This is a genomic window from Williamsia muralis, assembly GCF_051487485.1.
GTDB lineage: Bacteria > Actinomycetota > Actinomycetes > Mycobacteriales > Mycobacteriaceae > Williamsia > Williamsia muralis_B.
The window spans coordinates 204,454-217,600 of record NZ_JAHVCV010000007.1 but is presented as its reverse complement, the minus strand read 5'-3'; the positions used below and the strand labels follow the sequence as shown (position 1 = coordinate 217,600).

11 protein-coding genes are annotated in these 13,147 nt (G+C 66.3%); 3 read left to right on the top strand and 8 right to left on the bottom strand.

Annotated features, from left to right (window positions below):
- The first annotated feature begins 4 nt into the window (after nt 1-4).
- Both KXR83_RS19900 and KXR83_RS19895 read left to right on the top strand, forming a co-directional pair.
- A complete protein-coding gene (locus KXR83_RS19900) occupies nt 5-1,726 on the top strand; it encodes a hypothetical protein (RefSeq protein ID WP_437426292.1) in 1,722 nt (573 codons plus the stop codon).
- Between the two features lie 3 nt (nt 1,727-1,729).
- Nucleotides 1,730-2,197, top strand: coding sequence for a nuclear transport factor 2 family protein (locus tag KXR83_RS19895; protein ID WP_437426291.1), 468 nt, complete (start codon nt 1,730-1,732; stop codon nt 2,195-2,197).
- Here the strand turns inward: KXR83_RS19895 and KXR83_RS19890 are convergent.
- Nucleotides 2,187-3,380 (bottom strand): glycosyltransferase family 4 protein, encoded by a 1,194-nt coding sequence (locus KXR83_RS19890; protein ID WP_437426290.1) that lies wholly within the window; start codon nt 3,378-3,380, stop codon nt 2,187-2,189. The two genes, KXR83_RS19895 and KXR83_RS19890, sit on opposite strands and share 11 nt — an antisense overlap.
- Nucleotides 3,381-3,437: 57 nt before the next feature.
- Between KXR83_RS19890 and KXR83_RS19885 the strand changes: the two genes are divergently transcribed.
- Nucleotides 3,438-4,244, top strand: coding sequence for a class I SAM-dependent methyltransferase (locus KXR83_RS19885; RefSeq protein ID WP_437426289.1), 807 nt, complete (start codon nt 3,438-3,440; stop codon nt 4,242-4,244).
- On the opposite strand, the gene surE is transcribed toward KXR83_RS19885, so the two are convergent.
- From surE to KXR83_RS19850, 7 genes are all read right to left on the bottom strand, one after another.
- Nucleotides 4,239-5,006, bottom strand: a complete 768-nt coding sequence (gene surE / locus KXR83_RS19880; protein ID WP_437426288.1) for a 5'/3'-nucleotidase SurE — start codon at nt 5,004-5,006, stop codon at nt 4,239-4,241. The two genes, KXR83_RS19885 and surE, sit on opposite strands and share 6 nt — an antisense overlap.
- On the bottom strand, nt 5,003-5,947 hold the full coding sequence (locus KXR83_RS19875; RefSeq protein ID WP_437426287.1) for a PfkB family carbohydrate kinase: 945 nt from the start codon (nt 5,945-5,947) through the stop codon (nt 5,003-5,005). Before KXR83_RS19875 ends, surE begins: the two co-directional genes overlap by 4 nt.
- A gap of 105 nt (nt 5,948-6,052) precedes the next feature.
- Entirely contained in the window at nt 6,053-8,575 is a 2,523-nt protein-coding gene (locus tag KXR83_RS19870; protein ID WP_437426392.1) for an ABC transporter permease, read from the bottom strand.
- 14 nt (nt 8,576-8,589) lie between these two features.
- Entirely contained in the window at nt 8,590-9,372 is a 783-nt protein-coding gene (locus KXR83_RS19865; protein WP_247210412.1) for an ABC transporter ATP-binding protein, read from the bottom strand.
- A gap of 202 nt (nt 9,373-9,574) precedes the next feature.
- On the bottom strand, nt 9,575-10,669 hold the full coding sequence (locus KXR83_RS19860) for an esterase-like activity of phytase family protein (RefSeq protein WP_437426286.1): 1,095 nt from the start codon (nt 10,667-10,669) through the stop codon (nt 9,575-9,577).
- A gap of 57 nt (nt 10,670-10,726) precedes the next feature.
- A complete protein-coding gene (locus tag KXR83_RS19855) occupies nt 10,727-12,559 on the bottom strand; it encodes a phosphoenolpyruvate carboxykinase (GTP) (RefSeq protein WP_437426285.1) in 1,833 nt (610 codons plus the stop codon).
- A 203-nt stretch (nt 12,560-12,762) separates the two neighbouring features.
- Nucleotides 12,763-13,107 (bottom strand): DUF6802 family protein, encoded by a 345-nt coding sequence (locus tag KXR83_RS19850; protein ID WP_437426284.1) that lies wholly within the window; start codon nt 13,105-13,107, stop codon nt 12,763-12,765.
- Nucleotides 13,108-13,147 lie beyond the last annotated feature (40 nt).

Below are 13,147 nucleotides of genomic sequence, written 5' to 3'. Positions count from 1 at the left end.
ATGCATGACCCGCAGGCATTGGCTCAGCCTGTGGCTGACCAGCATCGCGCTGTCGGTGGCGATCCTCGGGCCCGTCTTCGGTCCGGGATACCTGCTGATCCGCGACATGGTCAGCACTCCCCGCTCCTTCGTCACCGACTCGGCACTCGGCTTGTCCGATTCTGCGCCGCGGGCCGTGCCACAGGACTGGCTGATCGCCGTCGCCTCCGGCGTGATCGACGGTGGAATCGTGGTCAAGGCACTGACTTTCGCGGCCATCGTGCTGGCCGGCGTCGGATACGGACGACTGGCTCGGCGAGTCCTGCCCGCGGCGGGGACGCCCGGCATGCTAGCGGCCACGGTCATCGCCGTCTGGAATCCCTATGTGGCCGAACGCCTTCTACAGGGTCAGTGGAGTCTGCTCGTCGGCTACGCAGCGCTCGGATGGATCCTGATCGTCGCGGTCGACGTCCGCCGCGGTGGCGGCTGGGCTCGCTGGTCGGTGCTGGCGGGCTGGCTCGCCGTCGCAGGGATCACGCCGACCGGTTCGCTACTCGCCGGATTCGTGCTGTTCGCCGGTCTGGTCATCCCGGCGCTTGTCCGGCGCGAATGGCGGATGGCGCTGACCGCGTCCACGCTCTGGGCGGCGTCGTCCCTCCCGTGGCTGACCGCATCGTTCCTGGGTGCGGGCACCGGTACGGCTGATCCCGGATCCGTCGCGCTGTTCGCAGCCCGCGCGGAGCCGTGGCTCGGAACGGTCGGTTCGCTGTTGGGCCTCGGTGGCGTGTGGAACGCCGACGCCGTACCCGAGAGCCGGACCTCGCCATGGGCGCTGGTGGCCACCGCCGCCTTGCTGCTTGTTGTCCTCGTCGGGCTCCCGGGCCTGTGGCACCGCCGTCGCAACCCGGTGATCGGAGCAGCGGGCGGCCTTGCGGTCGGTTCGGTTGTCCTGGTCGCCCTCGCGGCCACGCCGTTCGGCATGGCGATCCTGGAATGGCTGGTCGATACGGTGCCCGGCACCGGTCTGCTGCGCGACACCCAGAAATGGATCGCCCTCGCGGTTCCGGCATACGCGCTGGCGGCCGCGTCAGCCGTCCAATCGGCCGGCCGACACGTGCCGAAGGGGTTTGCCGCCGTCGTCGCCTCCGCGCTGATCGTCGCCCCCCTGCCCGACCTCGCGTGGGGCGTGGGCAGCTCGCTCGCCCCGATCCGCTACCCCGGCGACTGGCACGCCGTTGCCGACACCATCACGTCCGGGCATGGCGATGTGCTCGTGCTCCCGGTGGGGACCAACCGCCAGTACGCCTTCGCCGATTCGGTGTCCCTGGATCCGGCCCCGAGACTCCTGCGCGCCGACGTACTGCAATCGGGTGAGCTGACGGTCGATGGCCGCAGTGTCGACCGGCCCGATTCACGGGCCACCCGCGCCGAGGAAGCACTCCTCGCCGGGTCGTCACCGGACGCGCTCGCAGCACTGGGAGTCGGATGGGTTCTCGTCGAGGGCGATTCGGCCATCGACGCGGCGCCGCGCACCCTGGCCCAGCTCGACCTCGCGTTCGACGGTGCCGATCTGCGCGTCTATCGGGTGGACGTCGATCGTTTGCACAGTGCAATCGGTGAGCCCTCGACAACCGAGCGGGGCGCGCTGTGGGTCGCCCATCTGGTGTGGATTGTGCTGATCGCCAATGGATTACTCGCCGCTGTGCTGAAATGGCCCCACCGAACGGCGCACCGAAAGAGGCTCTAGGCAGTGGACGAGCTCGAAATCTTCACACAGATCGAAGCGATCAAACAGGTCAAGTACCGCTATCTCCGCGCCTTGGACACCAAGGCGTGGGACGAGTTCGAGACCACCCTGGCCGACGACGTCACCGGGGAGTACGGCGACAGTCTGTCGTTCACCACCCGCGTCGAGCTCGTCGACTTCATGAAGTCGTCGCTCGGGGCAGCAGTGCTGACCGAGCATCGAGTCGACCACCCGGAGATCACCGTCGACGGCGACGAGGCCACGGGCCGGTGGTATCTGCAAGACCGGGTCATCGTCGCGGACTTCAACTTCATGCTCTTCGGGGCGGCGTTCTACAACGACCGCTACATCCGGACGGCAGACGGATGGAAGATCAGCGCGACCGGCTACGACCGCACCTACGAGGCCACGGTGTCACTCGAGGACATACCGAGCTTCAAGGTGAAGCCCGGTGCGGCACTCAATCTCTGACGAGGCCCGATACACGTCGCCCTGAGACCGTTTCGGCCAGAACGTATTTCACCCGGGCGGCTGCCGCCGACCACGAATAGTCCCCGGCCCGCTCTCGCGCCTTGTCGCCGAGTTCGCGGCATCGCGCCGGCTCATCGAGCAATTCGGCTGTGGCCGAGACCAATTCGTCGAGGTCGTCGACGAGCAGTCCGGTCACGCCGTCGACCACTGAGTCGGTGAGGCCTCGAGAAGATCGGTACCCGATGGTCGGTACGCCGTGCCCAGCGGCCTCGACAACGGCAAGTCCCCATCCCTCGGTCTGCGACGGCATCAGATGCAGCGCCGACCCGGCGAGGATGCGGTGCTTGTCGGATTCGCTGACATGCCCGTGAAAACTCACGCGCCGGTCGACTCCGAGTTCGGTCGCGCGTTCACGAAGACGCGTCGACCACCAGCCGTCGCCCACCACGTCCAACGTCACGTCCGGATGGGTGGACGCGAGCCGGGCCATCACCTCGAGCGCGTGTTCGATCTGCTTGTGCGGCACCAGACGAGAGAGCACCACCAGCCGGCGAGGATCCGGTTCGACATCGACGTGGGGCGACGGGTCGGTGCCTGCGCGCACCACCGACACCCGCCCGGCGTCCACACCGAGCGAGACGAGATCTTCGGCCGACGGCAACGACACGGTCAGGTACTGCGAATCTCGATGCACCCACGGTGACAGGCGGGATTCGATGAACCATCCGAACCGGCCCATCGCGGCGCCTGCGACCGGCCATTGGCGGCGATGGCAGTGATGCACCAGAACCACCACCGGTGCGCGCATCACCCAGCGGGCGAAGAAGGGGATGCCGTTCTGGGTGTCGATCACCACGTCGGGATCGAGTCCGGCCATCGGTCCGCGGCCGAGCCGGCCGGCAACGATCGCTGCGAGCGCCCGCGGGTACACGCTGAGCCGGCCACCGCCGCGCGAGACCCGGATGCCGTCACGGATTTCCGTAGACGCGGCACCCGGGTAGCCGGCCGTCCGCAGGGTCACGCGCACCCCGTCGCGGACGAGTTCGGCCCCGATGCGCTCGAGGTAGCGTTCGCTGCCGCCACCCTGCGGGTGGTCGGAGTCGCGCCAGCACAGCAACAGCACCTCGCGGACGGGCGCGGTGGACTCACCGTGGGCGACGTTGTCAGGTTGTTCGTTTTTCACTGCTGGCCAGGGTAGCGGCCGGATCACCACCGACGTCCGACCCGTATCGTTTCGCTGGTGAAAGACACCACCCGCCGTGCCCGTCAGCGCGCCACGGTGGTCCGTTCGGCCACCCTGCTGAACCACTTCCGGTACGAGCAGTCCGACCCCGACCGCTTCTACGGCGCTCTCGCCGATGACTCGGTGGAGTTGATCGAGGCGCTGCACCGCGGCGTCACGGACCTCGACCCCGGCGGCCCGGCCGGCCTCGACGGCAAGGTTGTCCTCGATGTGGGTGGCGGTCCCGGCTACTTCGCCGAGGTGTTCCGGGGCCGCGGCGCTCACTATGTGTCGGTCGAACCGGACCCGGACGAGATGCATGCCGCCGGTCTCCCCCAGCAGGCCGGTGTCCGTGGATCGGGAACTGCGCTGCCGATCGCCGACGCCGTGGTGGACATCTGCTACTCGTCCAATGTCGCCGAACACGTCGCCGAGCCCTGGTCCATGGCCCGAGAGATGCTGCGGGTCACTCGCCCCGGCGGCCTCGTCCTGCTCAGCTACACCCTCTGGTACGGACCGTTCGGCGGCCACGAGATGGGTCTGACCCATTACTTCGGCGGCGCCCGGGCTGCCCGCTGGTACACCAAGAAGCACGGCCACCGGCCCAAGAACCTCTACGGCACATCGCTGTTCAAGGTCACCGCCGCCGACGGGCTGCGGTGGGCACGGTCCGTGCCACCGAGCGAGGCGACATTGGTGGCCGCCTTTCCCCGGTATCTCCCGGGGCGGCTGTGGTGGGTGATGAAGGTGCCACTGATCCGGGAAGTACTGGGCACCAACCTGGTGCTCCTGCTCCGTAAGGCCGACCCGACGAATCCGCTATAGGACGAGCCCGTCGAGGTCGGTCTCCGGGGCCTCGATCGGCGGAACCCGGAGAGCGGTCACCGTCGCCCACCCGTCCGCGATGAGGGCGGCATCCGAACCCGGAGGACTGTCGTCCTGCTCCTGGGCGCGGATCTCATCGAAGGTCACCGCCACCGACTCCTCATCTCGTTCCCCGATCCGGGCCTGCACGGCCCCGAACGGTGCAAGCGATGCCCGCCGCAGCCCCTTCAAGTCCGCTCTCGCCAGATCGGGGATGTTGACGTTGAGCACCGACCCTGGCTGGGCCTTGTCGACCACCCACGCTGCTGCGACGCGCGCGACCTCGGCCGCGCAGTCCCAATCGCGCGGCTCGGCGGCGTCCACCGACACCGCCAACGTCGTAGCGCCGTGGGCGGCAGCGGTGAAGGCCGCGCCCACCGTCCCCGAGTGCAAGATCGCGTGTCCGGTGTTGGGTCCGTGATTGATCCCGGAGAACACCAGATCCGGAGGTGACCCAAAAGCTCCGTCGCACGCGACAAACGCGATGAGGGCAGGCGACGCGTCCACGGCGTAAGCCGTCACGCCGGGCAATTCGGTCAGGTCTGTGGCTCGCATCCGCAACCGGCCGCCGTCTTCGATGGCGCTGAGCGACGCGCTCGCGCCGCTGCGTTCCCGGTCGGGCGCGGCGACCACCACGTCGAGACCCAGGTCAGCCGCAACGCTCGCGAGGACGCGGATCCCAGCGCGGTCGATACCGTCGTCGTTGGTGATCAGCACCTTCACGATGTGCCCTTTCCGGGTCGGTCCACCTTGCGGACCTCGGCTCGTTCGGCCAACTTCCGGACCACCTCGCCGTGGCCTGTCGCCAGTCCTCGCCGGGTGACCGTTGCCGCACCTGCCGCGACCGCCAGCCGCAGTCCCGACTCGAGGGAATCACCCTGCGCGGTCGACACGGCCAGCGCAGCGGTCATCGAGTCGCCGGCACCCCGATGGTCGATCGACTGGGCGGGCGGCGCGATGGCCTCCCAGAACTGGCCGTCCTCCCAGGCCAGCGTGGATTCCTCACCACGCGAGATCACCACCACCCTGGCGCCCTTTTCTCCGAATTCCTCCATCGCGGTGGCAAGATCCGCAGGTTTCTCCGACTTCGCGAACCCGTCCTCGACGAGGTCTTCGTGGCTCACCTTGAGGATGTCGAGGCCACCTTCGAGCGCGCTCTGCAACGTCGGGCCGGACAGGTCGGCCACCACCGGGATGCCGTTGGCCGTCAGATCAGCCGCGAGGCGTCCGTAGGTCTCGTCCGGGATCACCCCGTCCTCATGGGGGCCGCCGAGCGCTGCAACGCCTGAGGTGAGCCCCTCGGCAAGGCAGTTGCTGAAGAGGTCGTCCACCTCGTGCCGGGTGAGCACTTGTGGACGCACACTCACCACTTCGAGGCGGTTGCCGCTGCGCCGATCGTGGACGTACGAGCCGTTCTCGCCGCCCATCGCCACGCCTCGCACCGCGACGCCCTCACCTTCGATGAGTGGGCGCAAGATCTTTCCGGACTCGCCGCCGAACACCCCACACAACGTGGTGTTCAGGCCGAGCGTCTCCATCATCCGAGCGATCCAGAAGCCCTGCCCTCCGGCATGGACGTGCAGCTCCGCAGCGTCGCTGGCGTCGGCTTCGATGGTTACGGTCAGTAAAGGGGTCGGGGCAAAAACCAGACCATGTGAACTCATGATGTCCTCCTCGCCGCCCGCTTACCCGCTCGCGTCGACCGGAAAACGGACAGAACCCCCGCACCGGGATCGGCGCGGGGGTTCTGTTGTCTGCAGTGTCGTGAACTAGTTGTCGATCGCATCCAGCGGTTTGGTCTTCGCCGCCCGCGAGGCCGGCCACAGGGCCGCCAGCACTCCGACAACGGCCGCGCCGACCAACGTGATGACGATCAGACTCCACGGCAACACCGGAGCACCCAGACCCCAGTACTTCAGGGTGCGGACCAACGCCCAGCCGAACGCCACGCCCAGCACCACACCGAGCAACGCACCGAAGATCGCGATCAACAGCGACTCGACGTAGATCGTCCGCCGTAGTTGAGCACGGGCCATCCCGATCGCCCGCAACATCCCGATCTCACGTTTGCGTTCGATCACCGACAGGGCGAGCGTGTTGACGATGCCCAGGACTGCGATCACCAACGCCAGTCCGAGCATTCCGTAGAGGACGCTCAGCATCTGATCGATCTGCGATGACTGCTCACCCTTGAACTCGGCAGGCGTCCGGATCTTCACCGTCAGATAGTCGGCGGTGACATCTTCGACCCGGTCGCTCACCTCGTCGACGTTGGCGCCCGGCACCGTCTTGATGGCGGCGAAGACCTCTTGCCGCAGCGGTGACGGGATCAACTTCTCGTAGGCATCCGAGCCCATCGCCCACGGATCGATCAGCGGGTTGTCCTTGAAGATGCCGGTCACCCTCACCGGGACCACCGTGCCGTCGTAGTTGGTGAACTCGATCGTCTCGCCGACGTTCCAGCCCTTCTCCTTCGACGTGCGTTCGCCGACGATCATGCCGTCCGGTTCGATCGTTCGCGGACCCTCGACCATCTCGTACGGGGTGACCGAGTACATGTCACCGTCGGGCGAGTACCCGAACACGCCCTGACCATCGACCTCGGCCTGGATGCCCCCGAAGCCGACAACCGATTCGACCCCGTCGATCTCGGCGATGGCCTCCACCACCAGGGGCGAGAACCCACTGCCCTGATCGCCGGACACCAGCAGATTCGCTGTCAGTCCGGTGTCGATCGCATCGTCGATCGTGCCCTTGAACGTCGAACCGAGAGTGCCGATCACCGCCACCAGCATCAAACCGAGTGTCAACGCGAAAGCTGTTGCGGCAGTACGCCTCGGATTGCGGACAGCGTTGGTACGCGCTAGCTGACCGATCTTGCCGAAAGGCCTGGCCAGCACCGCACCGAGCGCGGTGACCGCCGGACGCGACAGCGCAGGCGCGGCGAACACCACCGCGAAGATCATCACCAGGGCACCGAGTCCGACGATGCTCGCAGCTCCGGACCCCTCACCCGAGGCACCGATCGCCAGCAGCACCAGTGCGATGACGGCCAGCACGATGCCTGCGATGGTGCGCACCTTGAGTGATGCCTGACCGTCGGTGAGGCTCTCGCGCATCGCCTCCACGGGCGACACCTTCGATGCCCGCCTGGCCGGCGCATACGCACTGACCATCGTCACCACGATGCCCACCAACAGACAGGCGATGATCGCCGGCGGACCGACCTGCAGCGACGCGGTGGGCAGTCCCGTCGAGGACGTCACGGCGCGTAGCACCGCCGCGATCCCGATGCCGGTGACCAATCCGACCAGCGCGCCGATCAGGCCGACGACAAACGCCTCGAGCAGCACCGAACGGGTGACCTGTTTGCGACTCGCCCCGATTGCCCTGAGCAGAGCCAACTCTCGCACCCGCTGGGCCACGATCATCGAGAAGGTGTTGTAGATGATGAACGTGCCGACGATGAGCCCGATCGCGGCGAACGCCAGCAGGATGTAGTTGAAGACGTCGAGGAACTGGTTGATCGAATCCTTCTCGTCCTGACGCACCTGGTCGCCGGTACGCAGCTTGTAGTCGTCGCCGATCAGGCCTCCGACGCGTTCCTTCAACTGCTCGGGGCTGACACCCGGCACCGCCTGCAGGTCGATCGCCTGCGAATGCGAGCCGTCGGTGAACAGGTCCTTGGCGGTCTCCTCCTGGAACTGGATGCTGGTGAAACCGCTGGTGGCGCCCGGCACGTCGAGGATGCCGACCACCGTCACCTCCATCGGCGCGCCGCTGCCACGGCCCACCGCCACCTTGGTGGTCGACCCGAGTTTCAGGTCGGCCTCGTCGGCGGACGAATCGTTGAGGGCGATCTCGTTGGGGGCAGCCGGAGCACGGCCGTCGATGAGATTGCTCTCGGTGTCGGACAGCCGTTGGTCCGGCGACTGGAAGGCACTGCCCACACTGGGGGCGCCGCCCGTCTGCAACGCCTTGCCATCGGCCTTGGCGATGGTGGCCGGACCGCTGTACTGCGGCAACACCTTTGCCACTCCGAGCTCGGCCTTGTTGTCCTCGATCTGGGTGAGGACCGAATCGGGCACACCCGACGAGTTGGAGTCCTCCGGTGAGATCTGGGTGTCCACACCGAGTGCGACCTTGTCGAAGATCCCGTCGAAGGCGCTGGACACGGTCGCGGTGAAGATCATCGAACCAGCGACAAATGCGGTACCCAAGACGACCGACAGAACAGTCAGGACAAGGCGAAGCTTATGCGCGCCAAGGTTTCTCAGTGAAACCTTGCGCATCGCATTCGATGCCATCACAGTTCCTTGGGAGCGCGCGAGAAGCCTCCGGTCGACGGGGTCTCGTCGAGGTTCTTCATGTACTCGAAGATCTCGTCGGCATCGGGATTGCGGAGCTCCTGCACGATCTGGCCGTCGGCGAGGAAGACCACCCGGTCGGCGTAGCTTGCCGCCCGGGGGTCGTGGGTGACGATCACAACGGTCTGGCCGAACTCGTCGACCGCGGCGCGAAGAATGCTGAGCACCTCGCCCGACGACCTCGAGTCGAGGTTGCCGGTGGGCTCGTCACCGAAGATGATCTCGGGTTGCCCGACCAGTGCTCGAGCACACGCCACGCGCTGCTGCTGACCACCGGACAGCTCGCTGGGGCGATGGCCCAGACGATCGGCGATACCGAGGCGCCCGATCACGGTGTCGAACCATTGCTGATCGGGTTTGCGGCCGGCGATATCGAGCGGCAGCGTGATGTTCTCCCGGGCCGTCAGGGTCGGCACCAGGTTGAAGGACTGGAACACGAAGCCGATCCGGTCCCGGCGCAGAAGCGTCATCTGCTTGTCGGAGAGATCGGTCAGATTGGTGTCGCCGATGCTCACCGTTCCGCTGGTCGCGGTGTCGAGTCCGGCGAGGCAGTGCATCAACGTGGACTTGCCGGACCCGGACGGGCCCATGATAGCCGTGAACTCACCTCGAACGAACTCCGCGGTGACACCCGCCAATGCATGCACCTGGGTGTCTCCGGATCCGTAGATCTTCTTCAGATCGGTCGCGCGGGCCGCAACTGCGGTGGGTGGGGCGGTCATGTCTGGCCTTTCTCATTCTCGGTCAGTTGATGCACGATGCCTGGCTACCGGCAGTACAAATACTGACTGCCATGCCATCGCCGAATCATCGGGGACCACCCTGATCTTTCCCCCTACATCCCGCCGACGAATCGGCCGTGAGGATGATTTGGCCCCCTCGCAGTAGTACCGCAGAGTGAGGTCGCGGTCCAGCGAATACCGGTCAGCCAGGGAACTGCACGGCCATCACGTGCAGCTTGTTGGGCACGGCAGGCGAGTTGAAGCCGTTGTCGGACACGGCGAGAAGAGCGCGCCGATTGTTCGAGAGTCTCGGCCCCCACGCCAGACCTTCGACGTTGCCCGGCCTCAGATTCGACAAACTGCTCAGGTTGTAGACCAAGTGCTTCGGCATCGCCTTCTCGTTCCCGGCCAGGGCTGCTTTACCCGTGACCCGGTCGGCGCCGTTGGTGGTGGTCCAGAAGATCTTGATGTCGTAAAAGTTCCGCGCGGGATCGTAACCGCGTTCGAGAACCAGGAAGTCGGTCTTGTTGACGGCCAGGACCTCCGAAACACCCTTGAACGCCCGGCCGGACGAACCCGGCGCAAGCGGGTCGGTGCGATAGACGAACTCGCCGCTCACACTGCCGTTGGCGCGAAGTTGCAGCAGCCGCGAGCTGGTGCCTGCGGCCAGGGTGGGCCGTGGGCCGTCCTGGGCGAGTGAGTTCTCGGTGACGGTGCTGATGAGGCCGCCCTCGCTCACCGCCAAGGATTCCAGACCCAGGTGCCCCCGCAGCCCACTGCCCTTCTTGGGGACATACGCAGCGGGGAGCGCGAAGTCCCGCTGGTGGAGCCCCGGGGCCGAGACCATCCGGATGAACGGCTCGGGCCCGTCACTGGCGACGATCAACGAGGTGCCGTAGTGCCGGATGGCCTCGAACTCGTAGCCGGAGCCGGGCAGCATCGGGATGTTGCCCGGCCCCAGCACCACACCACCGCCGACCAGCGCGGGGGCGCCGACCGACATGCCGTCACGGTTGAGTGGAACGCTGACGTCGAAATAACGGGTGGGTCCGTTGGCGCCGGTGTCGTCGGTGATGACCGAGTAGTTGCCACGACCATCACCGTCGATGCCGGAGATGCCGCCGAAGCGGGCGGGCGCCGGGATCCAGTCGAACGGCAGGTTTGTCGTCGACAGGAACTTCGCGGACACCACAGGTGCTGCCGCCGCATTCACCGGCGCAATCACACCCGCTGCCAGCGTAGCCGCGACAACTCCTGTGGCCGTTGCCAATACACCGCGCAGCTTCGCTCGCCTCATGAGCGGGATGTTACCGGCGCGGCCCCGCCTGCGCGCGTTCAGAAGTGACTTGAAGGATCAAGAATCGGCGCCGAGCCGATGCTTGAGAGCCTCGAACTCGTCCCGGATGCCCGACGGCAGCTTCTCGCCGACGAAGTCGAACCATTCCTCGATGGACGGGATCTCGCCGCGCCACTCCTCGGGGTTCACCGCGAGCGCTTCCGCGACGTCGGCCTCGGACACGTCCAAGCCGTCGAGGTCCAGTGCTTCCGGTGTCGCCACGATGCCGATGGGGGTCTCCACACCGCTGGTCTTGCCCTCGATGCGTTCGACGATCCACTTCAGCACGCGGCTGTTCTCACCGAATCCTGGCCACAGGAAGCGCTTGTCATCGCCTCGACGGAACCAGTTGACGTAGAACACCTTCGGCAACTTGGACTCGTCGGCGTTCTTGCCGAGGTCGATCCAGTGGTTGAGGTAGTCGCCGACGTTGTACCCGAGGAACGGCAGCATGGCCATGGGGTCGCGGCGGATGGCGCCGACGGTGCCCTCGGCTGCTGCGGTCTGCTCCGAGCCGACGGTGGCGCCCATGAACACGCCGTGCTGCCAGCTGCGGGCCTCGGTCACCAACGGGATGGTGGTCTTGCGCCGGCCGCCGAACAGGATCGCCGAGATCGGCACACCCTGCGGGTCATCCCACTCGGGCGCCATGATCGGGCACTGGCTCATCGGGGTGCAGTACCGCGAGTTCGGGTGCGCTGCCTGCGTATCCGAGTCCGGGGTCCAGTCGTTCCCGCGCCAGTCGATGAGGTGCTGGGGGTCGCCTTCGAGGCCCTCCCACCAGACATCGTTGTCGTCGGTGAGCGCGACGTTGGTGTAGATGGTGTTGCCCGCCTCCATGGTCTTCATGGCGTTGGGGTTGGAGCTGTAGTTGGTACCGGGCGCGACACCGAAGAAACCGAACTCCGGGTTGACCGCGTACAGGCGACCGTCTTCGCCGAATCGCATCCAGGCGATGTCGTCACCGAGGGTCTCGGCACGCCATCCGGGGATGGTGGGCTGGATCATCGCGAGGTTGGTCTTGCCACAGGCGCTCGGGAACGCCGCGGCGATGTAGTACGCCTTGTCCTCCGGGCTGATCAGCTTGAGGATCAGCATGTGCTCTGCGAGCCAGCCCTCGTCGTGGGCCATGGCCGACGCGATACGCAGCGAGTAGCACTTCTTGCCCAGGAGCGCGTTGCCGCCGTAACCCGAACCGTACGACCAGATCTCGCGGTCTTCCGGGAAGTGGGTGATGTATTTGGTCTCGTTGCACGGCCACGGAACGTCTTCCTGGCCGGCCTCGAGTGGGGCACCCAGTGAGTGCAGCGCCTTGACGAAGAAGCGGTCCTCGCCCAGCGCCGCGACGACCTCGGGGCCGACCCGGGTCATCACACGCATCGACAGCACGACGTATTCGGAGTCGGTGATCTCGACACCCAGCTTGGGGTCGTCGGAGCCGATCGGTCCCATGCAGAACGGGATGACGTACATGGTGCGGCCGCGCATGCTGCCGCGGTAGAGCTCGGTCATCGTCGCGCGCATCTCGGTCGGATCGACCCAGTTGTTCGTGGGACCGGCGTCGATCTCGTTCTTCGAGCAGATGTAGGTGCGTGATTCCACCCGTGCGACGTCGGCGGGGTCGGAGTTGGCCAGGAACGAGTTGGGCTTCTTCTTCTCGTCCAGCTTGGTCATGGTCCCGGCGGCGACGAGCTGGGTGGTGAGTCGATCCCACTCGTCGTCGGAGCCGTCAGACCAGACAACCCGCTCCGGTTCGGTGAGTTCTGCGACTTCTCGCACCCATGCCAACAGTTCGGCGTGCGACGTCGGCGCGCTGTCGGGATCCAAACCGGGAATGGTTGCTGAAGTCATGTGTCATCTCTCCTACCGGTGACCGACGGGCACAGGAACCGCATAGGCTCTGCGTCTGCGCCGGTCAGCCCCTCCGTGGCGGCCTTTTATTCAGATTACTTCGGGCGTACCCGCTGGCATCAATCGGGGCGTGTATCAGGGCACATCTCACCATGTGAGTGACGAACATTGTAGTCAGCCCATCAGTGCCCTGACCAGCCGAACTATCGAAGACGACCGGCGTCGGTGGCTGTCCATTCCCCGGTCGCCGGGTCCAGCCGGTGTGAGCTGTAGCCGCCATCACCACGCACCTCTGTGATCAGATCCACCTGACCGTCACGATCACTATCGGTGTAGACGGTCAAACCAGCTGGTCCTGGCCTCGTGAGCGAATCCGCGATCCCGTCGGCGTCGGTGTCGATGTCGGCGGGCCCGAGATCCCAGACCCGGTCGTTCTCGACGATCCAGAGGTTGTCGTAGACGCCGTCGATGGGCGGCGCCGAGGCCGGTTGGACGAACACCGGCTCATTCTGGTCGTCGCCGCATCCGGCAAGGAAGTCGTTGTCCATACCGTGCACCCACCCGCCCGTCGAAGAAAATAGTGTCCCG

Bases quoted from the DNA above. Each gene is read 5' to 3' on its own strand.
- KXR83_RS19900 (WP_437426292.1), top strand. From the start codon at position 5: ATGACCCGCAGGCATTGGCTCAGCCTGTGGCTGACCAGCATCGCGCTG.
- KXR83_RS19875 (WP_437426287.1), bottom strand. From the start codon at position 5,947: ATGAGTTCACATGGTCTGGTTTTTGCCCCGACCCCTTTACTGACCGTA.
- KXR83_RS19870 (WP_437426392.1), bottom strand. From the start codon at position 8,575: ATGCGCAAGGTTTCACTGAGAAACCTTGGCGCGCATAAGCTTCGCCTT.
- KXR83_RS19865 (WP_247210412.1), bottom strand. From the start codon at position 9,372: ATGACCGCCCCACCCACCGCAGTTGCGGCCCGCGCGACCGATCTGAAG.
- KXR83_RS19860 (WP_437426286.1), bottom strand. From the start codon at position 10,669: ATGAGGCGAGCGAAGCTGCGCGGTGTATTGGCAACGGCCACAGGAGTT.
- KXR83_RS19855 (WP_437426285.1), bottom strand. From the start codon at position 12,559: ATGACTTCAGCAACCATTCCCGGTTTGGATCCCGACAGCGCGCCGACG.
- KXR83_RS19850 (WP_437426284.1), bottom strand. From the start codon at position 13,107: ATGGACAACGACTTCCTTGCCGGATGCGGCGACGACCAGAATGAGCCG.